At 76.4% G+C, this 23449-nt stretch carries 20 protein-coding genes and 2 riboswitches; of the genes, 1 reads left to right on the forward strand and 19 read right to left on the reverse strand.

Features of this window, described 5'->3' with window-relative positions:
• The first annotated feature begins 83 nt into the window (after positions 1-83).
• Positions 84-190: riboswitch (SAM riboswitch) on the forward strand.
• A gap of 63 nt (positions 191-253) precedes the next feature.
• Positions 254-826 carry a flavin reductase family protein gene (locus QRT04_RS02850; protein ID WP_289453375.1) on the forward strand — a complete coding sequence of 191 codons (573 nt, stop codon included), beginning with the start codon at positions 254-256 and terminating at the stop codon, positions 824-826.
• A 77-nt stretch (positions 827-903) separates the two neighbouring features.
• Here QRT04_RS02850 and QRT04_RS02855 read toward each other — a convergent pair whose 3' ends face one another.
• From QRT04_RS02855 to QRT04_RS02945, 19 genes are all read right to left on the reverse strand, one after another.
• Positions 904-1644: a class I SAM-dependent methyltransferase gene (locus tag QRT04_RS02855; RefSeq protein WP_289453376.1), complete on the reverse strand. Its 741-nt coding sequence runs from the start codon at positions 1642-1644 to the stop codon at positions 904-906.
• 27 nt (positions 1645-1671) lie between these two features.
• Positions 1672-2772 carry an LLM class flavin-dependent oxidoreductase gene (locus QRT04_RS02860; RefSeq protein ID WP_289453377.1) on the reverse strand — a complete coding sequence of 367 codons (1101 nt, stop codon included), beginning with the start codon at positions 2770-2772 and terminating at the stop codon, positions 1672-1674.
• 48 nt (positions 2773-2820) lie between these two features.
• Positions 2821-3963, reverse strand: coding sequence for an LLM class flavin-dependent oxidoreductase (locus tag QRT04_RS02865; RefSeq protein WP_289453378.1), 1143 nt, complete (start codon positions 3961-3963; stop codon positions 2821-2823).
• Between the two features lie 2 nt (positions 3964-3965).
• A complete protein-coding gene (locus QRT04_RS02870; RefSeq protein ID WP_289453379.1) occupies positions 3966-4544 on the reverse strand; it encodes a GNAT family N-acetyltransferase in 579 nt (192 codons plus the stop codon).
• On the reverse strand, positions 4541-4972 hold the full coding sequence (locus QRT04_RS02875; protein WP_289453380.1) for a rhodanese-like domain-containing protein: 432 nt from the start codon (positions 4970-4972) through the stop codon (positions 4541-4543). The genes QRT04_RS02870 and QRT04_RS02875 overlap by 4 nt, the downstream gene beginning before the upstream one ends.
• Before the next feature lie 72 nt (positions 4973-5044).
• Positions 5045-6247: an LLM class flavin-dependent oxidoreductase gene (locus QRT04_RS02880; protein ID WP_289453381.1), complete on the reverse strand. Its 1203-nt coding sequence runs from the start codon at positions 6245-6247 to the stop codon at positions 5045-5047.
• A 24-nt stretch (positions 6248-6271) separates the two neighbouring features.
• Positions 6272-7396 carry an N-methyl-L-tryptophan oxidase gene (solA, locus tag QRT04_RS02885; protein WP_289453382.1) on the reverse strand — a complete coding sequence of 375 codons (1125 nt, stop codon included), beginning with the start codon at positions 7394-7396 and terminating at the stop codon, positions 6272-6274.
• 62 nt (positions 7397-7458) lie between these two features.
• Positions 7459-8463, reverse strand: a complete 1005-nt coding sequence (locus QRT04_RS02890) for an ABC transporter substrate-binding protein (RefSeq protein ID WP_289453383.1) — start codon at positions 8461-8463, stop codon at positions 7459-7461.
• Between the two features lie 54 nt (positions 8464-8517).
• Positions 8518-9327: an amino acid ABC transporter ATP-binding protein gene (locus QRT04_RS02895; protein WP_289453384.1), complete on the reverse strand. Its 810-nt coding sequence runs from the start codon at positions 9325-9327 to the stop codon at positions 8518-8520.
• Positions 9324-10391, reverse strand: a complete 1068-nt coding sequence (locus tag QRT04_RS02900) for an amino acid ABC transporter permease (protein ID WP_289453385.1) — start codon at positions 10389-10391, stop codon at positions 9324-9326. Before QRT04_RS02900 ends, QRT04_RS02895 begins: the two co-directional genes overlap by 4 nt.
• 7 nt (positions 10392-10398) lie before the next feature.
• The gene (locus tag QRT04_RS02905; protein ID WP_289453386.1) at positions 10399-10950 is read right to left on the reverse strand and encodes a GNAT family N-acetyltransferase; all 552 of its coding nucleotides are present in this window, start codon (positions 10948-10950) and stop codon (positions 10399-10401) included.
• Positions 10947-11753, reverse strand: a complete 807-nt coding sequence (locus QRT04_RS02910; RefSeq protein ID WP_289453387.1) for a DUF1684 domain-containing protein — start codon at positions 11751-11753, stop codon at positions 10947-10949. The genes QRT04_RS02905 and QRT04_RS02910 overlap by 4 nt, the downstream gene beginning before the upstream one ends.
• Positions 11754-11871: 118 nt before the next feature.
• Entirely contained in the window at positions 11872-13251 is a 1380-nt protein-coding gene (locus QRT04_RS02915) for an NtaA/DmoA family FMN-dependent monooxygenase (RefSeq protein WP_289453388.1), read from the reverse strand.
• Positions 13252-13264: 13 nt separating this feature from the next.
• Positions 13265-14431 (reverse strand): LLM class flavin-dependent oxidoreductase, encoded by a 1167-nt coding sequence (locus tag QRT04_RS02920; RefSeq protein ID WP_289453389.1) that lies wholly within the window; start codon positions 14429-14431, stop codon positions 13265-13267.
• A gap of 247 nt (positions 14432-14678) precedes the next feature.
• A riboswitch (SAM riboswitch) is annotated at positions 14679-14793 on the reverse strand.
• 98 nt (positions 14794-14891) lie between these two features.
• Complete coding sequence (locus QRT04_RS02925; RefSeq protein ID WP_289453390.1) at positions 14892-15314, reverse strand: hypothetical protein; 423 nt, start codon at positions 15312-15314, stop codon at positions 14892-14894.
• 4 nt (positions 15315-15318) lie between these two features.
• Entirely contained in the window at positions 15319-17454 is a 2136-nt protein-coding gene (locus QRT04_RS02930; RefSeq protein WP_289453391.1) for a hypothetical protein, read from the reverse strand.
• Positions 17451-19631 (reverse strand): hypothetical protein, encoded by a 2181-nt coding sequence (locus tag QRT04_RS02935; protein WP_289453392.1) that lies wholly within the window; start codon positions 19629-19631, stop codon positions 17451-17453. The genes QRT04_RS02930 and QRT04_RS02935 overlap by 4 nt, the downstream gene beginning before the upstream one ends.
• A gap of 28 nt (positions 19632-19659) precedes the next feature.
• On the reverse strand, positions 19660-22311 hold the full coding sequence (locus tag QRT04_RS02940; RefSeq protein ID WP_289453393.1) for a serine/threonine-protein kinase: 2652 nt from the start codon (positions 22309-22311) through the stop codon (positions 19660-19662).
• Positions 22308-23423, reverse strand: a complete 1116-nt coding sequence (locus QRT04_RS02945) for a hypothetical protein (protein WP_289453394.1) — start codon at positions 23421-23423, stop codon at positions 22308-22310. Before QRT04_RS02945 ends, QRT04_RS02940 begins: the two co-directional genes overlap by 4 nt.
• Between the last annotated feature and the right edge of the window lie 26 nt (positions 23424-23449).

The following is a 23449-nucleotide window of genomic DNA, read 5'->3' on the forward strand; positions in this document are numbered from 1 at the left end:
AGGCCTGCGCTCGTCCCAGCTCCTGAGATTTCCTACCGATCTGGTCGAGATTTGCTCCGGCGCTGCTATACCTCCTGCCCGTAGGTCACGAGCGCCAGTGCGAAGCCCCGGCTCACTGGACGGCAACCCCTCGTCGCGACGGGGTGCCCCGGGAGATGACCTGGCCGGCGTCAGCCGGCAAGCGTGATGTCGAGACCAGTGAGGCAGAGATGACCCAGCAGCACCCCTCCCCCGTCCTCCCGGGCGGCGTCCGATGACGGCCGAGCCCGTCGCCCGCGACCGGCGCACCGAGGCCGGCGACGACGCGCTCGCACCCGACGCGTTCAAGCGCGTGTTCCGAGGCCACCCCGCAGGCGTCGTCGTCGTGACCCTGCGCGACGGCCACGCCCGCGTCGGCTTCACGGCGACGTCGGTCATCTCGGTGTCGGCGGACCCGCCGCTGCTCGCGTTCTCGCTCGCGGCGAGCTCCTCGTCGTGGCCCGCCGTGTCGCGCGCCGAGACCGTCGCGCTCAGCTTCCTCGCCGACCACCAGGACGACGTCTCGGCGAGGTTCGCGACGAGCGGCATCGACCGGTTCGCGCCGGGTGGCTGGACGGACCTGGCCACCGGCGAGCCCGTGATCGACGGGTCTGCCGCGTGGGTCCGCGGCCGCATCGTCCAGCGCACCGCCGTCGGGGGCAGCCACCTGATCGCGGTCGAGGCGCTCACGTCGAGCGTGCGCGACGAGCGCGAGACGTGCGACCGCAGCGCGCTGGCGCAGGTCCGTCCGCCGCTCGTCTACCACGACCGCACCTACCACCGGATCGGCGAGCACTCGGCGATCTGAGGGCGGGGCCGTGGGGGCCCCGGGGCAGGATGCGCCGCGGCGCGCCACCGTGAGGTGAGCGCCGCGGCGCATCGGCGTCAGGCGCGGGCGACCCACCACAGGCGACGCAGCCGGTCGAACAGCTGGAGCGCGCCCTGCGCCTCGGCCTGCATCGAGCTGAGCGCCGGGTCCGCAGGGTCTGCGGGCGCGGCGACGGCGGTGTCCCACACGACGCGCTCGACCGCGCGCCACGCCGGCTCCTCGTGCTCGACCACCGCGGAGAACCCCGCGGCGACGAGCCCTCCGCAGACGTCGCGCCGGAGCCGCTCCGGGACGAGCTCGTCGTCGAGGTCCCGCGCCGCCCAGCCCGTGAGCACCACGGGTCCGCCCGGCGCCACGACGCGCCGCAGCTCGGCGAGACCCGCGTCCGGCGGGGCGAACTGCATCGAGTCGACGCACACCGCGGCGCTCGCCGAGCCGTCCGCGAGCCCGGTCGCGTCGAGCGACCCGAGGACGAACGTCGCCTCCACGCCGCGGCTCGCCGCCCGGCGACGCGCGACGTCGAGCGCGACCGCGGAGAAGTCCACGCCGACGAGCCTCGCGCCCGCGGCCGCCGCGAGCTCGACGCCCCAGGCGCCCCGCCCGCACGCCAGGTCGACGAGCGTGTCCCCCGGCGCGAGCCCGAGCGCCGCCGCGACCCGCGGCATCGCCGACCAGGTCAGGACGCCGTCCGTCTGCAGGCCGGGCGGCAGGCCCAGCGCGCGCCCCACGATGCGGTCGCGCGCCGGGTGGCGCTCGAGGTCGGCGAACCAGGCGTCGAAGTACTGCGCGTCGACCATCCGCCGAGCATGCCAGCCGGCGCGTGGTCAGCCGGCCGCCGTGAAGCCCGCCGCGCGTCGCGAGTCCGCGGGGCCCCACAGATCGGTCTTCACCTCGGCCCGCACGAGCGGGACGACCTCCTCCGCGAACCGGCGCAGCACGTCCTCCTGGTGCTCGGGCGCGAGCAGGTGGTTGATCGAGACGGACTGCAGGTCGTGCCCGAACGAGCCGTGGTAGTCGAGGATCTTCTCCGCGACGCGCTCGGGCGAGCCGACCAGCGCCGGCCCGCGCTCGACGGCGTCCTCGACTGTGCGGAAGCTCGGCGCCTTCCCGACCGCGTCGACGCCGTAGCCCCGGCGGGCCGCCGCGGCGACCTGGCCCTCGTAGATCGGGCGGTAGTGCTCGATCGCCTGCTCGGTGGTGTCGGCGAGGAACAGGCCGCCCGACCCGGCGCCGACGAACGCCTGCGCCGGGTCGTGCCCGTGCGCCGCGTACTGCTCGCGGTACCGGTCGATGAGCACCTGGTAGTTCTCGCGCGGCTGCAGCGCGTTCGCGCTGACGATCGGGTCGCCGTGGCGCGCCGCCAGGTCGACCGCGAACTGCGACGTCGCCGAGCCGTGCCAGATGCGGAACGGCCCGGCGAACGGGCGCGGCAGCGTGGTGGCGTGCTCGAGGGCGTGCCTGTGCCGGCCCTCCCACGTCACGTCCTCCTGCGACAGGAGGAGGCGCAGCAGCTCGTAGTTCTCCTGCAGGTACTCGTACTGCTTGTCGATGTCGAGCCCCAGCAGCGGGTACTGGAGCACCTCGTTGCCCTTGCCGATCACGATCTCGAGCCGGCCCCGGCTCAGCTGGTCGACCGTCGCGAGGTCCTCGGCGACGCGGATCGGGTCGAGCAGCGACAGCACGGTGACGCCGGTCGACAGCAGGATCCGAGACGTGCGGGCGGCGATCGCCCCGAGGAGCACGGTGGGCGCCGACGAGAGCACCTCGCCCGCGTGCCGCTCCCCCACCGCGAACGAGTCGAACCCGAGCTCCTCCGCGAGCACGGCGTGCTCGACCACCCGCGCGATCCGGTCGGCGGGCGGCACCGCCTCGCCCGTGACAGGGTGCGGCGGGTTGAAGACGATGTCGAGCAGCTGGAACCGCACGGGCGGGTCCCCTTTCCGGTGGGTGGGGTGTGGTGGGTTCGGCGGTGGTCAGGCGACGGCGGCCGCGGCCGGGGCGGCCTGGTTGGCGGCCCCCGCGTTCTCCGCGTCGCGCTGCGCGACCCCCTCGCGGACCAGCGGGATCACGTACCGCCCGAAGTCGATCGCGTCGTCGAGCAGGTCGTAGCCGCGCGCCGAGATGATGCTGACGCCGAGGTCGTAGTACGCGAGGAGCGCCTCGGCCACCTGCTCCGGCGTGCCGACCAGCGCGTTCGAGTTGCCCGCGCCGCCCGTCGCCTTGGCGGTCGCGGTCCAGAGCGCGGTGTCGAACCGCTCGCCCTGCGCCGCGATCTCGAGCAGCCGCTGCGAGCCGGCGTTCTCCGGCCGGTCGATCGAGTGGCGACGGCTCAGCACGCCGCCCGCGGCCGCCTTGCGCGCCTCGATGCGGTCGAGCACGCGGTGCGCCTTCTCCCACGCGAGCTCCTCGGTCGGCGCGATGATCGGCCGGAAGGCCGCGTGGATGCGCGGCCTGGTGGTCCGCCCGGCGGCCGCCGCCTCCGCGTGCACGCGCTCGATCTGCTCGCGCGTGCGGTCGAGCGGCTCGCCCCAGACCGCGTAGATGTCGGCCTCGGCGGCACCCACCCGGAACGCGGCGTCGGACGAGCCGCCGAACGAGACGGTCGGCACGCGGCCGCCGAACGGCTTGGCGTCGAGCACGAAGTCGTCGAAGTCGTAGAACTGCCCGTGGTGGTCGAACGGCTCGGTGCTCGTCCAGGCACGCTTGACGATCTGGATGTACTCCTGGGTGCGCGCGTAGCGCTCGTCCTTCGTCAGCCGGTCGCCTTCCCGCGCCTGCTCGTGGTCGTTGCCACCCGTGATGAAGTGCACCGACAGCCGGCCCTGCGAGACCTGGTCGAGCGTCGCGAACGTCTTGGCGGCGAACGTCGGGTACGACACGTTCGGGCGGTGCGCGAGCAGGAGCTCGATCGTCTCCGTGCGCGCGGCGATCCAGCCCGCGAGCGCCGAGGGCTCGAGACCACCCGACCCGTAGGCGAACAGCACGCGCGTCCACCCGTTGTCCTCGTGGGCGCGGACGATCCGCTCGAGATAGCGCAGGTCGACGGGCGCGGTGGTGGGTGCGGTCGTCTCGGAGGCGTCGCTCGTGGTGGCGATGCCGAGGAACTCGACGGGCATGGTCAGGACTCCGTTCGGTGGTGGTTACGGTCGAGGTCGAGGTCGAGGCCGAAGGCGAGCAGGGTGCCGGCCTCGACCACGCGGGTCTCGCGCTCCGGCAGCCGCCGGAACCCGAGCGAGTGGTACAGGCGGTGCGCGCCGAGCATCTGCGGGCCGGAGTTCATGACGACGCGCGTCGCGCCGCGCTCCCGGCCGAGGGCGATCACGTGCTCGGTGAGCAGCCGGCCGATGCCGCGCCGGCGCGCGGCGGGGTCGACGCCGAGCAGGCGGAAGTCGAGCTCCCCGGGGAGCGCGAGCTCGGAGATGGTCCGGCCCGCGCGAGGCGTCGCCACCGTGCCGAGCAGCGCGTCCACGAAGTGGTCGACGGCGACCCAGACCTCGTGCTCGGCGGCGCGCTCGCGGACTGCGTGCAGCGACTCGCGGTACGTATCGCTGAGCACGTAGTCGGCGCCGTATGCGCGCTCGAGCAGGTCGCCCGCGGCGTCGTGCTCGCCCGGACGGACGAGCCGGACGACGACGACGGCAGGGGCGACCGACCCGCCGGGGTCCGTCCGCGGTGCGACCTGCGCGGGCAGGCTCACCGCGCCGCCTCGTCGCTCACCGGCTCGGGAGCCTCGAACGGCAGGCCGGCGTCGCGCCACGCGGGCGCCCCGCCGTCGACGTGCACGACGTTCGTGAACCCCTTCGCGCGCAGCGCGGCGGCGACGGGCCCGGACCCGCGCACCGAGCCGCAGACCACGACGATCGGCGTGTCGAGCGACACGACCGGCTCGAGGCGCGCGGCCGATGCCAGGTCGAAGTCGCGGTCCACGGCGTAGCGGTCGACCACGCGTGCGCCGGGGATCGAGCCGGTGCGTGCGCGTCCCGCGGCGCTCCGGACGTCGACCAGCACCGCGCCCTGGGCGACGCGACCGGCGGCCTCGGCGGCCGTGACGGTCGGCGCGAGGGCCGCTGCCTCCTCGAGCGCGAGGTGCTCGGCCGGGGCGGTCGAGGTGGCGGGGTCGGACATGGGGGTGCCTTCCTGTCGACGATCGGGTGGTCGGTGGTCGGTGGTCGGTGCTCGGGGGCCGGCGAACCGGCGTCAGGACGCGCGGGCGGCCACCGGTCGCGCCTCGCGCGCAGCGGGCGCGAACCACGCCTGCGCGAGCAGCTCGAAGGACTGCCGGGTGGCGGCGGGGTCGTGGGTCTGCGTGGTGAGGAGCAGCTCGTCGGCGCCCGTCACCCGCTGGAGGGTCTCGAGCCGCCGCACCACGGTCGCCGGGCTCCCGACCACCCGCGTCTCGAGCCGGTCGCGCAGCAGCGCCTGCTCCTCGCCGCTGCGCTCGTCCCACGGCCGCGAGGAGCCGGGCCGCGGGTAGGCGACGGCGCCGCCGCCCTGGCGGATCGAGTGCACCCACGCGGCGAACCCGTCCGCCAGCCGCTGCGCCTCGTCGTCCGTGCCTGCCGCGAGCACGTCGGCCGAGACGACGACGTACGGCTCGGCGAGCACGCCCGGGCGGAACGCCGCGCGGTACGCGGCCACGGTCTCCAGCACGGTCGACGGGCTGACGTGGAAGTTCGCCGCGAGCGGCAGGCCGAGCTCCCCGGCCACCCGCGCGCTCTCGCCGCCGCTGCTCGCGAGCACCCACAGGTCGAGCTCCGCACGGTCGACCGGCGGGCTGACGAACGTGCGTCCCTCGTCGTCCAGCCGGCCGGCGAGCAGGTCGAGCACGACGCGGAGCTCGCGGCCGAAGTCGCCCGGCGCCCGGCCGGTCGCGAGCACGCGCGCCTGCGCGAGGAACCGCTCCCGGAGCTCGGAGTCGCCGAAGTCGAACGGCGGGCTCGCGGGTACGTGCAGGCCGTCGACGTCGCGCGCCGGCGTGGGTTCGCCGCGGCGCGCCGGCGCGCCCTGCGGCGGCGGCGTGAACGCGCGCCCCAGCCCGAGGTCCACGCGGCCCGGGAAGGCGGCGGCGATCGTCCCGAACTGCTCCGCCGCGACGAGCGGGCTCGTGGTGCTGAGCAGCACCGCACCGGAACCCACGCGGATCCGGCTCGTGCGGCCGGCCGCGAGCGCCGCGAGCACGGCCGGCGCTGCGGACGCGACGCCAGCTGCGAGGTGGTGCTCGGCGTACCAGACGCGCCGGTAGCCGAGGCGGTCCGCGGCGACGGCGAGATCGAGGCTCGCGCGGATCGCATCGCCGCCGGTCGCCCCCTCGGGGACGATCGCGAGGTCGAGGATCGAGAGCGGCACGCGCGCCGGCAGGCCCTCGGCGCTCGTCGGTGCGGTGGTCGTCAGGCTGGTCATCGGTCTCCTCGAGGTGGGGCGCGGCTACGCGGCGACGCGGGCGCGGCGCAGGGCGAAGCGGGGCAGGGTCGGGGCGTCGGGGTCGGTCGCGAGGTCCGCGAGCAGGCGGCCGACGGCCGGGACGAACTTGAAGCCGTGGCCGGAGAACCCGGCCGCGACCACGACACTCCCGACGCGGTCGATCACGAAGTCGTGGTCGGGCGTGCAGGTGTAGGTGCACGAGACCGGCTCGAGCACGTCGGGGTCCGCTCCGGGCAGCCACCGGTCGACGTAGGCGCGCAGCGCGTCGAGCTGGCCCGGCTCGGGGCGGAACGTGCGCCGGTCCGGGTCGGTGACCGGACCGACGGCGTGGAACCCGACCTTGACGCCCTCGCCGGGCGCGGCCAGCCCGTAGGTACCGCTCGGCCAGCGGTGCGGCGCGGCCGGCAGGTGCGTGAACGCCGGCCAGCGGCTCGCGTCGACGCCCGGGCGCAGCGCGAAGTGCGCGGGCTGCTCCTGGGTCACGACGAGGGGCGGCAGCTCGACGAGGCCGTCGAGCACCTGCGCGCTCCACGCCCCTGCGGCGACCACGACGCTGCGCGCCCGGACGCTGCCCCCGTCGGTGGCCACCACGACGTGGTCCGCGTGGGCCTCGATGGCGCGCACCGGCGACTCGTGCACGACCTGCGCGCCGCGCGCGACCGCGGCCGCCTGGAGGGCGGCGACCGCCCGGTCGGCGTGCAGCCGGCCGGCCGTCTCGGTCTCGACGAGCACCCGTCCCTCGAACCGCAGTCCCGGCCAGCGCGCCTCGGCGTCCGCGGCGTCGAGCCACTCGAACGGCAGCCCGCGTCGGGCGAAGGCCGCGGCGATCGCGTCCAGGTCCGCGCGCCCGCGGCCGTGGCTCACTGCGCCGGTGATCGTGAGCAGGTGCTCGGACGTCTCGTCCTCGAGCCGCCGCCACAGGCGCAAGGCCTCGGCGGCGAGATCGAGGTAGTCGTCGGTCGCATAGCTGTTCCGGTAGATCCGGGACGAGCCGTGCGACGCGCCGTTGACGTGCCCCGGGCCGAAGCGCTCGAGCAGCAGCACGCTGCGCCCGCGCGCCGCGAGCCGCCACGCGGCGGCCGAGCCCATGGCACCGCCGCCGACGACGACGTGGTCGACGACCGTCATCACGTTCCTCTCGTGGGTGCGCGGTGTCGCGCCCCGTGGTCGGGGCGCGGCACCGCCCGTGGTCAGGACTTCGGAAGCCCGTGCGGGTTCGTCTCGGACTTCGCGATGCCCTCGGCCGTCAGCCCCCAGCGGTCGAGGACCTTGGCGTACGAGCCGTCGGCGATCGCGTGGTTGAGCGCCTCGGTGATGGCCGGCGCGAGCTCGTTGCCCTTCTTGGTGCCCACGGCGATCTGCGCGGTGTCGGGCCAGCCGCCGTTCAGGGTGCCGACCACGTGCAGCGCCGGGTCCGCCTTCGCCTTGTACGCCGCGGTCGCGTTCGGACCGAACGAGAGGTCGATGCGGCCGGACTGCAGCGCGAGGATCGTGTCGGGGTCGTTCTGGAAGTACTGGATGTCGACCGGCTTCAGGCCCGCCGCGCGGTTCTGCTTGTCCCAGGCGAGCAGGATCTTCTCCTGGTTGGTGCCCGAGCCGACGGCGACCGTCAGGCCCGCGACGTCCGCCGGCTTGGTGATGCTCGCGGGGACCTTGCTGTTGCCGACCTTGGCGAGCCAGCCGAGCTGGTCGTTGCGGTAGGACGAGAAGTCGATCGTCTCCTTGCGCTCCTCGGTGACGGTGACGTTGGAGATGACCGCGTCGACCTTCCCGGACGAGAGCGCGAGCGGCCAGTCCTCCCACGCGGTGACCTCGAGGTCGAGCTTCTTGCCCAGCGCGTCCGCGACGAGCTGGGCGATGTCCGGCTCGTTGCCGATCGGCGTCTTGTCGTCGTCCGCGAGGAACGCGAGCGGCGCGACGTAGGCGCTGACCGCGACGGCGAGCGTGTCCTTGTCCTTGAACGACGCCGGCAGCAGCGCGATCGCCGCGGGGTCCTGCGTGGTGTGCGGGCGGTCCTTCTGCGCCGCGTCGGTGTCGACCGAGAGGCCGGCCTTCGCGTTGTTCGTCTGCAGGTCGCTGCTGCCCTTGTCCGCGTCGGCCGCGGCCGAGGAGCAGGCCGCGAGCCCCGCGAGCAGCGGGAGGACGGCGGCAGCGGCAAGCAGCCTGCTGCGACGGTAGGCGGTCGTGCGGATCATCGTGTCCCTCTCAGGGTGGTGGGTGATGCGGTGGTGGACCGGCGGGTGCCGGGGTCAGAGGACCTTCTCGAGGAAGGCGCGGGTGCGGGCGTGCTGCGGGCGGTCGAGCACGTCGGCCGGAGGCCCCTGCTCGACGATGCGGCCGGCGTCCATGAACACGACCTGGTCGGCGATCTCGCGCGCGAACCCGATCTCGTGGGTGACGACGAGCATCGTGGTGCCGCCGCGGGCGAGGTCCTTGATGACGTCGAGCACCTCGCCGACGAGCTCGGGGTCGAGCGCCGAGGTCGGCTCGTCGAAGAGCAGCACCTTCGGCCGGGTGGCCAGCGCCCGCGCGATCGCGACCCGCTGCTGCTGCCCGCCCGAGAGCTGGCGCGGCCGCGCGTCCGCCTTGTCGGCGAGGCCCACCCGGGCCAGGAGTGCACGCGCCTCCGGCTCGACCTCGGACCGGCGCCTGCCCTGGGCCGAGACCGGCGCCTCGACCACGTTCTCGAGTGCCGTCAGGTGCGGGAACAGGTTGAAGCTCTGGAAGACGAAGCCGATCTGCGTGCGCTGCCGCAGGATCTGCTTCTCCTTGAGCTCGCGGAGCGTGTCGCCTCGCCGGGAGTAGCCGATCAGCGCGTCGTCGATGGCGACGAACCCGCGGTCGACCTTCTCGAGGTGGTTGATGACGCGCAGCAGCGTCGACTTGCCCGAGCCGGACGGCCCGATCACGACGGTGACCTCGCCGGGGCGGATCTCGAGGTCGACGCCCGCGAGCACCTCGAGGGTGCCGTAGCTCTTGTGGACCCCGTGGACCTCGACGTGGCCGCCGGTCGCGGGAGCGACGGGCGCAGCAGCGGCCGGCGCGGTCGTGGCGCTCACAGCGCGCCGCCGATCTCGCGTCGGGTCGACCGGGCGGTGCGCGTCAGGTGGCCGCGGGCGCGGTTCCCGGCGGCCCAGCCGGCGGGGACGGGCCGGCCGCGCAGCTGCGCCCACCCGACCTGCACGGCCCAGCGGGCCTTCTGCAGCGGCGTCGGGGGCAGGATGCGCAGCGCGCCCCGGGCGTAGTACCGCTCGAGGTAGAACTGCACGACCGTGAGCAGCGTCGTCAGGATCAGGTACCAGATGCCCGCCACGAGCAGCAGCGCGACGACCTTGAGGTTGCGGCCGTAGATGACGCCCACCGTGTAGAACAGCTCGCCGTACGCGAGCACGTACACGACCGACGTGCCCTTGAGCAGGCCGATGATCTCGTTGACCGACGTCGGCACGATCGTCCGCATGGCCTGCGGCAGCACGATCCGCCACTGCTGGCGGGCGCGCGGGATGCCGAGCGCCGCGGCGGCCTCGTGCTGTCCCTGGTCGACGCCGAGGATGCCCGCCCGCACGATCTCCGACGAGTACGCGGCCTGCGAGAGCCCGAGGCCGAGGATCGCCGCGCCGAACTTGCCGACGATCGAGCTCGTCTCGAGGTGCGCGAACCCGGGCCCGAACGGGACGCCGACCGTCAGCGCCGGGTAGAGGTACGCGAGGTTGTACCAGAGCAGCAGCTGCAGGATCAGCGGCACCGAGCGGAACACCCAGACGTAGAGCCACGCGACCGACTGCAGCAGCGGCGAGCGCGACAGCCGCATGAGCGCGAGCACCGTGCCGAGCCCGAACCCGACCGCCGCGGCCGCGGCCGTCAGCCGCACGGTGCCCCAGACGCCCTCGAGGATCGACGGCCACGTCAGGTACTTCGCGACGACCGCCCAGTCCCAGTGCGGGTTGGTGGCGAGCGAGTGGACCACCATGGCGAGCAGCACGGCGACGACGCCGGTGGCCAGCCACCGGCCCGGGTGACGGGCCGGCAGCACGCGCAGGCCCTCGAGCTCCGTGCGGCGGGTGCCGCCGGCGGTCGCCGCCTGCGGCGCGGTGCGCGCGGGCGGCAGGGAGACGGTCGTCATGGTGTCCTCACAGCCACTTCTCGAAGGGCAGGGGGCCGGTCGGCTCCTGCGTGGGGTCGAACAGAGGCGTGTAGCCCGAGGCGAGGTAGAGGCCGACCGCCTCGGGCTGGCGCGGGCCGGTCGTCAGGTAGAGCCGCGGGTAGCCGGCCGCTGCGGCGCGCGCCTCGAGCTCCGCGAGCGTCCGCCGCGCGAGGCCCTGGCGGCGGTGCGCGGACGAGGTCCAGATCCGCTTGAGCTCGGCGGTCGGCACCGTCGGCACGCCGCCCGCGTCGCGCACGTCGGCGCGGCGCAGCAGCGCGGCGTCGCCCAGCTCGGGCTCGGTGCGCCGCTGGAACGCTCCACCGGCCACCGCGACGCCGTCGAGCAGCAGAAGCACGAGGTCGCCGTGCGGCGCCGCGAGCTCGTGCGCCGGGTACGCCTCCATCTCGGCCTGCAGGTCCGCCGCGTCGAGCAGGTCGCGGTACCGGGTGGCGTACTCGTGCGCGAGCTCGGTGAGCAGCGGCTGGACGAGCGGGTCGTCGAGCGCGACGGACCGCACCTCGAGCGTCGACGTGGTCACGAGGCACGCTCCGGCGCGCGCTCGCCGGCGGTGACGGCGAACGGCAGGTGGTTGCCGGCCACGGGCGCGGGGCACGTGCCGTGGTCGCTGAAGGCGTACGGCAGGTTGAGGGCCCGGTTGAGGTCGAGGCGGACCGTCGGCGCGCCCTCGACGTCGTCGAGCCAGAGCACGCGCCACGGCGCGACGCCGTGCGCCTCGTCGCTGAACAGCAGCGCCGGCGCGCCGTGACCGGCCGTGAGGGCGAGCGTCGTGACCCGGCCGTCGCGCTCGACGTCGATCTCGCCCACGATGCGCGCCTCGTGCACGAGACCCGCGCGGGCCGCACCCACCACGACCGTGCGCGCCCCGTGGTACCAGCGTGCCGGGACGTCGAGCACCCAGGCCGGGTCGTACGCGAACGTGGGCACACCGGCGAACCGCACGCGGTCGGCGGCCCGCGGGTCGCGCAGCCGGAGTGCGTACCGCCCGGTGCGGCGGACGAGCTCGACGGCGACCTGGGACTCGTCCGGGTCGGCCGAGGACGTGCGGTCTGCGGGCAGGTACCGCGCCGCGATCAGCGAGCCGCCCTCGTCGAGCGCGAACGACTCGGTCCGCCCGTCGACCCGCCGGTGCGCGCCGGCCGCGTCGGTCCACCACTCGCCGGGGACGTCGGCCACGCGCTCGGCCGTCGACCGCAGCGGGTGGTACCCGACGAGCGTGAGCCAGCCGTGCGGCGCGGCCAGCGACCGCTCGCGCTCGGCGTGCCACTCGGCCCAGGCGAGCGCGGCGTCGGCGGCCGGCGGGGCGGAGACGTCTGCGGTCATCGTGCTGCCTCTCGGTGGGCGGCGCGGTAGAGCGCGCCGTGCGGGACGGGACGGGTGGTCGGCCGGACGGATCGCCGGTGGGCGGTGGGGGTGGCTCGCGGGACGACGGGTCGGCGCGTCATCCGACGAGCTCCGCGACGCCGGCGTCGACGGGTCGCGCGACGGCCGGCCGGGCCAGGCCCAGGTGGTCGCGCAGGGTGGTCCCCGCGTACTCGCGGCGGAACGACCCGCGCTCCTGGAGCAGCGGCACGACCTGGTCGAACACGTCGTCGAGGCCCCCCGGCGTCAGGTGGGGCACGAGGATGAAGCCGTCGGCAGCGTCCTCGTGCACGTGCCGCTCGATGTCCGCGGCGACGGCCTCGGGCGTCCCGACGAACCCGCCGCGGGTCGTCACCGCGATCACGAGGTCGCGGATCGACCAGCGGTTCGCCGCCGCCTGCTCGCGCCACGCGCGCGCGACCGCCAGCGGGTCGCGCACGTGCCGCACCCGGCCGCGCGTGATGCTCGCGCCGTCGACGTCCGGCTCGACGTCGGGCAGCGGACCGTCGGGGTCGTACGCCTCGAGGTCGCGGCCCCAGACCTGCTCGAGGAACGCGATCGCGGTCGGTCCCGACACCTGCTGCCGGCGGATGTGGCGGGCCCGCTCCTCGGCCTCGGCCGCCGTCGCGCCGAGCGTCACCGTGACGGCCGGCAGGATCTTGAGCGAGTCGCGGTCGCGCCCGTACGCGGCGAGCCGGCCCTTGACGTCGTCGTAGAACGCGCGGCCGTCGTCGTAGGTGGCGTGCGCGGAGAACACCACGTCGGCCGCGCGAGCCGCGAACTCGCGGCCGTCGCTCGAGTCGCCCGCCTGGAACAGGACGGGGTGTCCCTGCGGCCCGCGCGGCGTCGTGAACTCGCCCACCGCGTCGACGAACCGGCCGTGGTGGTCGACGCGGCGCACGGCGCCCGGACGCAGGAACGCGGCGGAGGACGGGTCGCCGAGCACCGCGTCGTCGTCCCACGAGTCCCAGAGCGCACGCGCCACCTCGACGACCTCGCCCGCGCGGGCGTACCGGTCGTCGTACTGCAGGTAGCCGCCGCGCCGGAAGTTGGCGCCCGTGAACGCGTCCGAGCTCGTCACCAGGTTCCACGCGGCCCGCCCGCCGGAGAGCACGTCGAGCGTCGCGAACTGACGGGCGAGCTCCCACGGCTCGTTGAACGTCGTGTTGATCGTCCCGGCGAGACCGATCCGGTCCGTCACCGCGGCGAGCGCCGCGAGCACGGGCAGCGTGTCCGGTCGGCCGACGACGTCCAGGTCGTGGATCCGACCCTTGTGCTCGCGCAGCCGCAGGCCCTCCGCGAGGAAGAAGAAGTCGAGCTTGGCGGCCTCGGCGCGCCGCGCGAGGTGCTCGAACGAGGAGAACTCGATCTGGCTGCCCGAGCCCGGGTCGCTCCAGACGGTCGTGTTGTTGACCCCCGGGAAGTGCACCCCGAGGTGGATCGGCTTCGTGCGCGTCATGGTCGGTGTCCGTTCAGGCCGAGGTGGCGAAGACGTTGGCCGGGCGCGCGAGGCCGAGCGTGTCGCGCAGCGTCGTGCCCGGGTACGCGGTGCGGAACAGGCCGAGCCGCTGGAGCGCGGGGACGGTGTGCGCGACGACCGCGTCGAGGTCGGTGGCGAGCGACGCGGGCCGCAGCACGAAGCCGTCGGCGGCGCCGGCCCGGACCCACTCCTCGACCGTGGAGGTGAGCGTGTGCGCGGTGCCGACGTGGGCGAGCGAGCCGTCCCACCGCGCGTCGTCGAGGTCCTGGAGAAGCTCGAACCGCGCGCGGGCGGTGGGCTCGTCGGCGCCGAGGACGACGTTCGCATCGACGAGCACGCGCAGCTCGTCCGGGTCGCGTTCCGCGTCCTGCGCGGCGGAGCGCAGCCGGTCGCGCAGCTCGCCCGCCTCCTCGGCGGTCGCCGCCTGGACGCGCGCCACGTCGGCCCGGCTCGCCGCGAGCCGCAGCGCGTCGTCGCCCGTCACCGGGACGACGACCGGGGGCCGGCCCTGCGGGGGTCGGGGCGTGATCGACGGGCCCTTCACCGCGAACCGGATGCCCTCGTGGTCGACGTAGTGCAGCTTCTCGCGGTCGACGAACCGCCCGGTCGCGACGTCGCGGATCTCGGCGTCGTCCTCCCAGCTGTCCCACAGCCGCGCGATGACGTGGGCCGCCTCGTCGGCCTCCTCGATCGCGTCCGCCTCGCTCTGCGGCGGCTTCCGGCCGAACGCCGCGGCGGCGGCGTCGCTCGTCGACCACGCCACCTGCCACCCCGCGCGGCCCTGGCTGACGTGGTCGATGGTCGCGATCGCCTTCGAGACGTGGAACGGCTCGGTGTGGGTCGTGTCGACGGTCGCGACGAGGCCGATGCCTGCGCTCCGCGGCGCGAGCCGCGCGGCGACCAGGGCCGCGTCGAGCCGACCGCGCACGCCGCCCGACCGCGGCTGCAGCGTGAACGCGTCGTCGAGCGCCACGAAGTCCAGCAGGCCGCTCTGCGCCCGGGCGACGAGCTCGGTGAGCCGCGCGGCGTCGAACACCCGCTCCGGCCGGCTGCCGGACGCGCGCCACGCCGCGGGGTGCGCGCCTGCGTCGGTGAGGTCGACGCCGAGGTGAACGAGTGGTCCGCGGCGACGGGCCGAGGCGGTGGATGGTGCGGACATCGAGGTGCGCTCCGTTCAGGGGTCGGGCACGGCGGGGCACGCCGCCGAGCGGCGGCGGACGGCAGGAGGGGGCGACCACCGGCGGCGCGCGGCCGGCCGGGGTTCGTCAGCAAAGGGAGGGAGGGCGCCTGGTCAGCGACAACAGGGGTGCACGGCGCCGGCGCGCGGCCCGAGCTCGCGCGCGACGTGGCCGGTCAGCCGGTTCGACGCACCCATCACCGTTCTCCTTCTCCAGCCCGCGAGGGCCACCGCGTCGTTGCGTGCGCGACGGGTCGCGCACGCCTGGTCCTCACCCGGGGCACCCCGCCGCGCGGGAGGGTTGCCGTCCGACGAGCCGGGGCTTGGCGTCGGAGCTCATGACCACGTTCAGCCGAGGTGACTGCCTCGGTGCGCCGGAACTTACGAAGCGCCCGAGCGGGTGTCAACGCTCGGCCGGTCATATTCCATATTGTGGACCGGATTAGTCGGAATTAGGTATCGCAGCCGTCTCCGGACTCGCTCCCGGCGCCGTCGGCGCCTCGCGATCCGCCGCCGCGACCTGGTCGTGGAACCGCCGGTGCACCCAGTGCCGCTCGCCCAGCAGCTCCACCTCGGCCCACCGTCCCGCGACCGGGCCGAGCGGCGTCGACCGCGGCATCGCGCCGACGAGGGCGACGGGCCGCGCGCCGCCCGACGCCTTCGTGCCCTCGAGGACGTAGATGCCGTCGGCCGTGACGGCCACGCACCTGTACCGGTTGCCGAAGATCGCGAGACCCGTCACGTACGTGACGACGAAGGCCGCGAAGCTCGGCGCCGACTGCGCCACGAACGCCTGCCGGACGACGCTGCCGGGCGGCAGGAACGGCGCCGAGCGCTCGACGAGGTCGGCGCGCGGGGAAGCCACCGGGTCAGCCTGCCGGGCGCTGCGCGTCGAGACGCACCGTCAGCCGGTCGACGAGGAACTCGGCTCCGCCGCCCTCCGCCACGAGCGCGACCTGCCCGACCGCGCCCGATGCGCGCGCCGTCAGGTGCTCCCACCGCCCCGTGCCGCTCGACTGCGCCGCCGGCCGTCCCGCCACCGACCGTCCGCCGACGAGCCCGACCTGGCCGCGCAGCACGTAGACCCAGGCCGAGAGCTCGGCGCCCGCGGGCACCGACTCGGCGAGCCGCTGCGCGACCCCGGAACGCGCGACCGACGCCGTGACGTGCAGCTGCCAGCCGTCGCGCGTGCGCGTCGCGGGCTCGACCACGGACGTCGCGCGGCCGCCCTTCGCGCCGACGACCTCCCAGCCGACGACCGCGGCTGCCGCCCGACCGGCCCCGACGAGCGCGCGGGTGCCCGCCGTGCGGTCCGCGACCGTGAGGCCCGGGTTCTGCACCACGTTCTGTGTCGGCCTCCCCTCGCCGACGGTGTCGAACCGCAGACCCGAGGACGCCTCGCCCGTGCCCGGCGCGCGGCGACGGGCCGACCAGACGCGGCGGCCCGCGGCGGTGTACGCGACCCGGTCCACCCGCATCACGCGCGCGCCCGTCCGCGGGATCGCGTCGTCGTCGACCGCGGTGCCCGCGGCGTGCGGCACGAGCGAGCCGACGACGCCGAGGTCCGTGACGTCGGTCGCGCCGGCGGGGACCGTCGCGAGCCCCAGCGAGCCGTCCTGCTGCGCGCGCAGCGGGTACCAGAAGTCGGCGAGCGTCGTGCCGAGCCGGTAGTACCGCGTCGCGGCCGCTCCCCCGGCGGTCGGGCCCGGGCGCGTGGCGCCGGTCGCGGCGTCGTCGGTGCGGAGCGTGAGCCAGCGGCGGTACCGGTCGACCGGCGCGCCGTCCTCGTCGGTCGTCGTCAGCTCGACGAGCCAGCCGAGGTTCGCCATCTCGTCGCGCCCGAGCAGCACGTCCTCCCGTGCGGGTCCTTCGAGCGGCGGCGCCGCGGCGGGCAGGAGCAGCCGGGCGCCGACCGCCGCGTCGTTCGCCGTCGGCGGTGCCGTCAGCTCCCACAGCCGGAACCGCGCGTGCGGGCCGTCCAGCGCCGCGGCGGCCGCGACGGTCGTCACCGTGCCGAACGTGTCGGTGACCTGCAGCGACGCGACCGCGGAGAGGCCGTCCGGGAGGTCGACCGGCACCACGAACCAGTCGTTGGCGTAGCCGTTCGCGAACGCCACCAGCAGCGCACGCGCCGGGTCCTGCGTCGCGAGCGCGCCGAGGTCGACCGCGCCGTCCTCCATCGTCCAGAAACCGCGTTCGGGCATGCCGGCGTACCGGACGGGCGAGGGCCGGACCGTCACCGGCGCGGCGGCGGCGGGTGCCGTAGTCGCGGCCGAGCGGTCGAACGTGTGCCACTCCACCGTTCCGCCGTCGTGGTCCGGCGCACTGAGCGAGACCTGGCCGGCGGTGAGCCCGAACGCGTACCCGACGCCGCGTCCGCTCCACCGTGCCGGCGCCCGCGACCCGCCGACCGGCCCGAGGCGCGGCGACAGCCACGCGACCCATGCCCGCACGACGGGCTCGATCGCCGCGCGCGACGACCCCGAGCCGGGCAGCGCGGGCAGCGTGCCGGTCGAGCCGTCGGCGCCGACGGCGGCGGACCACGTGGTCCAGAGCGCGACGGGGTCCGGCAGCAGGCCGGCCACCGGGGCCACCGACGACCCCGCCAGCACGGTGCGCAGCGGCGACGCGCCCGCGAGGCCGGACCGCAGCGCGGCGACCGTCGCGGCCGGCACGCCGGCGTCGGCCACCCGGCGGAACAGCTCGGTCGCCCAGCGCACGCGCGTCGCGGTGTCGACGCGGTCGCGCGGCACGGCCGGCTCGGCCTCGACGGCGGGTGCCACGGGACCGGTGAGCGGGCGCCCGTCGAGCGCGAGCGGCGCGGTCGTCACGGCGACGGAGACCGCGACCGGTGAGCCGCCGTCGTCGGCGAGGAAGCCCTGCGTCTGCAGCTGGCGGGACACGAACCACAGCGGGTCGCGCACCGGGGCGGCCACCGCGGCCAGGCGGTCGCCGTCCGCGACGGCCGTCGAGGTCGGGCGCAGCGCGCCCGTCACGGCGGTCACTGCCCGCTCCCGAGCTGGACCGACGCGTCGGGCACGAGCTCCGCCGCGACGGCGCGGTCGGCCGCCTGCGCGATCGTGGACGTCACCACGCCGAGCAGGCTCGCGAGATCCCAGGCCCGGGGCACGCGGGCGGGGTCGACCGACGGTGGCACGGCGACCAGCACGGCCTGCGGCGGGTCGGCGTCGGGCTCGTCGAAGTGGAACGCGAGCGCCGCGTCGTGCCCGGAGGCGGTCACGGTCTGCACCCAGGCATCGACCGCGAGGCCCGCGACCTGGTCGGGCACGGCCGTCCCGCCCGTGCGGAGCACGACGAGGTCGACCAGGCCCGGCGCAGGCGCCGGGTCCAGGCCCGCCCAGCCCGCGCCCGCGACCCTTGGCCCGTGCGTCGCGCGGACGCGCAGCGTCGCCGTCGGGGCGACCGCGTCGGCCGTGTCGTAGGCGGTGAGCAGCGCGTCGAGCACGGGGCGCACGCGCGCGTGGTCGTAGAGCCAGTCCCGGACGGCCGCGGGAGTCGCCCCCGCCAGGACCGCCGCGCCCTCGCGCAGGGCCGCGCCCTCGCGCAGGTCCGTGCGCAGCGCGGCGTCGGACGGCAGGGGCACCGGCAGCAGCAGCGGCACGGGCGCACCGCACAGCGTGCGCAGCGCGGACCGCGCGGCGGCGAGCGTCGCGTCCGGACCGGCGGCAGACGCGGCGAACGGCGGAACGGCCAGGCGGTCCGCGAGCCGGCGCCGCGCCGTGGCCGCGAGCGAGCGCAGCGCCGCGTCGTCCACCGGTCCCTCCGCGAGCGGCGGGGTGGCCTCGGCGAGCCCGAGCGCTGTGGCCCGCAGGAGCACACCGACGAGCGGGTCGCTCGCCGTGGTGGGCGCCGCGGCCAGGTCGGCGTCGAGCGTCGCGAGCGCCGTCTGCACCTGCGTCACGGCGGTGACGGCCGCCGCCTCGACCGCCGCCGAGACGGGCACCGCGTCCTGGCCGGCCGGTGCCAGGTCCGCCGGCCCGAGCGCCCGCACGCGGCCGGCGACGGACCGCACCGCGGCGCACGCGGCGACGAACGCGTCGAACGGCACCGCGCCCGCGGGCGGTGCGACGGCCGGCCCGAGCGCGACGGGGCCGTCCACCGGGCGACCGATCGACGCGGCCAGCCGTGGCCGGGCGACCGCTGCCACGCGCGCCGCCAGCTCCCCGCGGTCCGCCGCGACGCGCAGCCAGTCGGACGCGTCGAGCCCCAGCGCGTCCGCCGTCAGGTCGACCGCTCCCAGCACCGCGCCCGAGCCGCCGTCGAGCGCGACGGCGGCCAGGTGGACGCGCGCCGGGTCCGGCACGAGGCTCGCGAGCCACGCCACCCAGGCCGGGTCGACCGCGCCGACGACGCTTGCCACCGGCGCGTGCCACGCGGCGGTCGGGGTCGCCTCGCCGAGCACGAGCACGCGGTGCGTCACGTCGTAGCCGCGCACCGGCGTCGTGACGACCTCGAGCTCGTCGGGCACCGCGCCGGTCGCCGCGAGGTCGAGCGCCGCGCCCGACCGCACGAGGTTGCCCCCGACGAGCTGGTGCACGCCCTCCGCGGCGACGAGGTCCGCGATCGCGTCGACCGTGTCGTCGAGCGCGTCGAGCACCGCGACGACCGCGGCATGGTCCGCGCTGCCGAGCACGGGGAGCGCCACCTCCGGGTCGACGGGCGTGTCGGTCGCGGTGGCGCGGAACGGGATCGTCGCCATGTCCCAGACGGGCGGGTTGGTGGCGCCGCCGGTGCGGTACCGCTCGCGGAGCGCGAGCCCGTCGACCGTCGCGGTCAGCAGGGCGGACGTCGACGCCGACGCCATGAGCCGGCCGAGCTCCTTGCTGACCGACTGCGTCGCCGCGGCGAGCGCAGCCTGGGCGGACAGCACCCCGGCGTCCGCGGTCGCCGCGGCGGCCTGCAGGGTCGCCTGCTGGTTCTGCGCGGCGCCGAGCGCGTTGTCCGCCTGCACGTTCGCCGCGCCCGCGGCCGTCAGCGTCGCCTTTGCTCGGCTGGCGGGGCTGTTCGGGTCGCCGAGGTCGAGCGCCGCCGTCGCGCTGTCGTAGTCGCTCTGCGCCTTGGCCACGGCACGGCGTGCTGCCGCCACCGCCTGGGACCACTGGGTCAGCGCCGCGTCGTCGACCGGGTCCGGCATCGTCACCGGGTCGTTCGTCGTTCTCATGGCCGTGGGTCCACCCTCTCGGTCCCCGTCATGTCGTCACCGGGATCTGGTAGCTCGTCGTGTGCGACGTCGAGCTCGGCGGGTTCGCGAGCAGGGTCGCGAGCGTGCTCTGCGCGGTGGTCAGCGCGGCGGCGGCGGCCGTCTGCGCGTCGACCTTCACCTGGAACGGCGCCCACGCCGTCTGCGCCGCGGTGAGCGCCGCCTGCGCGGTCGCCGCCGCAGCCCGCGCGTCCGCCACCGGACCCGCCTGCGCGTCGACCGCGGCGTGCGCCTGCTCGGCACGCAGCTGCGCGGCCGTCACGGCGTTCGCGGCGGTGCGGCGCGCCGCCTCGAGCTGCTCCAGCTCGGTGCCCGCCGAGAAGCGCGTGAGCTTGCGGAATGCCGCGAGGTAGCGCTGCAGGCCGCCCGCGACGAGACCCTGCTCGAACTGCTGCCCGAGCACCGCCGCGAGCGGCAGCCCCTGCCGCACGTCCGCGAGCACCGCGCGGGCGCGCCGGACGCGTCGCGAGGAGAGGTCGATCGCCATCGGCAGGCGGGACTCGGTCGCGTCGTCGAGCGGCGCCAGCGCCGCGAGCCCCGCCCGCGCCGCCGCGACCCCGGCGACGTCCTGCGCCGCGGTGGCGGCCGCGAGCCGCGCCGCCCACGCGGTGCGCCGCTGGCCGAGGTAGCCCGAGCGCAGCACCGCGGCGGTCGCCGCGTGGCCGAGCGACGGCGCCAGGACGTGCCCGAACGTGCGCGGCACGGTGCGCGGCGCCACCTGCGCGAGGTACCCGTACGCACCGATCACCGGCCGCCCCGCGGCTCCGGTCGCTCGCCGGCGGGACGCCGCGCCCGTGACCCACGCGTCGAGCCGGTGCGAGAGCACGTCGAGCTGCTGACCGAGCGCGACCGCGAGCGCGGCCCGGTCGGCGTCGGACGTGGCCGCCGCGGCGAGCGTCGACAGGCCGGCGGGCACGCCCGCGCCCGTCCCCGACGCGGCGGCGACCGCGAGCGCCCCGAGCACCGACTCGCGCGCCGCCGCGAGCAGGTCGGCCGACCGGTCGCCCTGCGCGAGCCGCGACAGGTACTGCGCGGGCGACTGCGGACCGGTTGCCGGGCCGACGACCGCGTCGACGCCGGACCACGACCCGCCGGCGGACGACCAGCCCACCGACGTCGCGACCTCGACGAGCACGTCGACGATCGCCGAGTCGTCGTCGCGCGTCGCGCGCCGCGGCCCGGGCGGCGGCGGGGGCGGCGTCGCGGGGTCGACGTCGAGCGGCAGCGTGTGGCGGGCCGCGAGGTCGTGCACCGCGGCCGTCAACCGCTGCTCGGCCGCGTCGGCGGACGGCGTCCACGCCGAGGCGTCGAGCGCCGGCAGGATGCCGAACGGCTGCGCGCCGACGCGCAACGCGGGTGCGACGCCCGCGGGCGTGAGGTCGGCGAGGTCCGCCGTGCCGTAGCGGCGCGACAGCGTCCCGGAGGCCGCGGCGCGCACGAGCGCGCCCACCGCGGCGGTCACGGCACCGCGCGGCGCCGCGGCCCCCGGCAGCGGCGCGACCTGCGCGTCCGTGAGGCCGAGGAGCGCGCCGAGCGACCGGCCGCCCGCGCCCGCGTCGAGCGTCGTCGCCGGCGGTGCCCCGACCAGCGCGCCCAGCACCTCGCGGTCGTGCTCGGCCGACCGCGCACTGCGGGCGGCGTCGGCGTTGTTCGTCGGCGTCCCGTCGGGGAGCACCTCGAGACCCGCGCCGTAGACGTGCGCCTGCAGCAGCGCGGCGAGGTCGTCCGGCGTCGACCCGGAACGGACGCCGACCACCACGAGCTCGTCGATCGCGGGGGCGCCGGTGCGGAGCGGGATGCGCAGCGCGAGCCCGTTCGCCACCGCGGCGTCGAGGTCCGTGGTCCACGGGCGGTCGGCGGGCGTCGCGAGGAGCGGCACGGGCACGTCGTGCGGCACGTCGCGCCCCCACGAGACGAACGCCGGCGTCCCTGTCGCCGAGACGTCGACCGGCTCTCCGTGGGCCAGCAGCACGACCGCGAACCGGTCGGGGAGCAGCCGCGCCACGACCTGCACGTCGAGCTCGTCACGCTCGAGCGGCGCGTGGCCCGCAGGGTCGGTCGCCCGCGCGACCCACGCGGCGCGCTGCGGCGTGAGGCGTCGCGCGAGGTCCGACCACGCCTGCTCGGCCTGCCCCGGTCCGGGCTGCGACCGCGTCGCCCAGTAGGCGGTGCCCAGCGTGCGCTCGACGGCCGACAGGCGCGGGTCGTGCCGGTCGACGTGCAGCTCGCCGGGCAGGATGCGCACCGCGAGCGTGCTGCCGGACCAGGCGGTGTGGACCCGGACCGGGAGCAGCACGACGGGCCGGTCCGTCGGGCCCGCCGCGAGCAGCCGCGACGTCGCGGTGTCGCGCGCGCCCTGGTGGTCGGCGAGCTGGCCGGCGACGTCGGCGAGCTGCTGGTCCAGCGACGCGAGCTGCTGGTTCAAGGCCGAGTAGGGCGCGACGCGGGACCGGAGGTCGTTCGCAATGGCGGAGAGCTGGTTCTGCCAGGCCTGGAGCTGCGCGGTGCGCGCCGCCGAGGCGTTGTACGCCGTGAGCGCGGCGGCCTGCGCCTTGAGCGCCGCGGCGACCGCGGCCTTCCACTGGCGGTACTGCCAGAGCCAGTCGTCCGCCGTGTCGCCGTTGGGGTCCCACTGCTTCACGGCGCCTCCCCGTTGACGGTCTCGACGTCGTCACGCGCGGCGTCGAGCGCGGCGCGCTTCGCGTTGGTGTCGGCGACCGCGGCCGCGACGCTCGTGCCGAGGCGCGCGATCGCCGCGTCGAGCTGCGCCACCAGGCCGGCGATGTCGTCGTGCCGTGGCGCGGTGGCGCGCTGCGCGGCGGCCGACGCCACGACCTGGTCGACGAGCACGCCCACGGTGGCCGGGTCGGGCAGGGTCGCGTCGCTCCAGCCCTTGAGCGCGGTCGCGACGGACGGCAGCCCCGCGACCGACTGGTCGTGCGCCGCCAGCAGCGTCACGCGCGAGCCCACCGCGGCGAACCGGCTCTGCCTCGCCTGGGCGCGCACCCCCCGCAGGCGCGAGACCTCCGCCTGCTCCGCGTCGGCCGCGGCGACGATGCCGGGCCGGTCGAGCGGCTCGGCGACGAGCAGCGCCGCCCGCGCGTCGAGCGCCGCGACCTGGCCCTGCACCTCGGCGACCGCGGTCGCCGCCGCCTGCACCGCACCCTGCGCGGCGCGGAGGGCGGCGTTGGCCACGGCGACGTCCTGCGTGCGCGCAGCGACCACCGCCTGCGCCGACGACACGGCGGCGTTCGCCGACCCGAGCGACGCCTGAGCCTGCGCCGTCACCGACTGGGCCGCGGACAGGGCGGACTGCGCGCCGGCGAGCGCCGCCTTCAGCTGGTTGTACGTGACGAGCCAGGTCGCGTGCTCGGGGTTGGGCCGCGGCCGCGGGATCGGGTCGCCGTCCCCCGCCCGGAGCCCCGCGCGCGCGGTCGTGCGCTCGCCGGCCGCGAACGAGTCGCCGCCGATCGTCAGCGGCGGCTCCTGCGCGAGCCACGAGCTCACGGCGGACTGCGCCTGGTCGACCGCCTGCTGGCGCTGCTGCTGCGTGGCGAGCGCCGCGTTGACGGCCGCCTGCGCGTTCGCCTGCGCCGACTGGCTGCTCTGCAGCGACGCCGTCGCGGCAGCGAGGGCCTGCGTGGCACCCGTGATCGTGGCCTGCGCGTTGCTCACGTTCTGCTGAGCCGCGGCCTGCTGCTGCTGGCGCACGGACAACGTGGCCTGCAGCGCTGCTCTCAGGTGGTCGTACACGGTGCTCCTTCCGGGGCGGGCGCGGA

The sequence above is a fragment of the Cellulomonas alba genome (genome assembly GCF_030362835.1).
Lineage (GTDB): Bacteria > Actinomycetota > Actinomycetes > Actinomycetales > Cellulomonadaceae > Cellulomonas > Cellulomonas alba.

Bases quoted from the DNA above. Each gene is read 5' to 3' on its own strand.
- QRT04_RS02875 (WP_289453380.1), bottom strand. From the start codon at position 4,972: ATGTCCGACCCCGCCACCTCGACCGCCCCGGCCGAGCACCTCGCGCTC.
- QRT04_RS02855 (WP_289453376.1), bottom strand. From the start codon at position 1,644: ATGGTCGACGCGCAGTACTTCGACGCCTGGTTCGCCGACCTCGAGCGC.
- solA (WP_289453382.1), bottom strand. From the start codon at position 7,396: ATGACGGTCGTCGACCACGTCGTCGTCGGCGGCGGTGCCATGGGCTCG.
- QRT04_RS02865 (WP_289453378.1), bottom strand. From the start codon at position 3,963: ATGCCCGTCGAGTTCCTCGGCATCGCCACCACGAGCGACGCCTCCGAG.
- QRT04_RS02935 (WP_289453392.1), bottom strand. From the start codon at position 19,631: ATGAGAACGACGAACGACCCGGTGACGATGCCGGACCCGGTCGACGAC.
- QRT04_RS02910 (WP_289453387.1), bottom strand. From the start codon at position 11,753: ATGACCGCAGACGTCTCCGCCCCGCCGGCCGCCGACGCCGCGCTCGCC.
- QRT04_RS02920 (WP_289453389.1), bottom strand. From the start codon at position 14,431: ATGTCCGCACCATCCACCGCCTCGGCCCGTCGCCGCGGACCACTCGTT.
- QRT04_RS02900 (WP_289453385.1), bottom strand. From the start codon at position 10,391: ATGACGACCGTCTCCCTGCCGCCCGCGCGCACCGCGCCGCAGGCGGCG.
- QRT04_RS02880 (WP_289453381.1), bottom strand. From the start codon at position 6,247: ATGACCAGCCTGACGACCACCGCACCGACGAGCGCCGAGGGCCTGCCG.
- QRT04_RS02850 (WP_289453375.1), top strand. From the start codon at position 254: ATGACGGCCGAGCCCGTCGCCCGCGACCGGCGCACCGAGGCCGGCGAC.
- QRT04_RS02890 (WP_289453383.1), bottom strand. From the start codon at position 8,463: ATGATCCGCACGACCGCCTACCGTCGCAGCAGGCTGCTTGCCGCTGCC.
- QRT04_RS02915 (WP_289453388.1), bottom strand. From the start codon at position 13,251: ATGACGCGCACGAAGCCGATCCACCTCGGGGTGCACTTCCCGGGGGTC.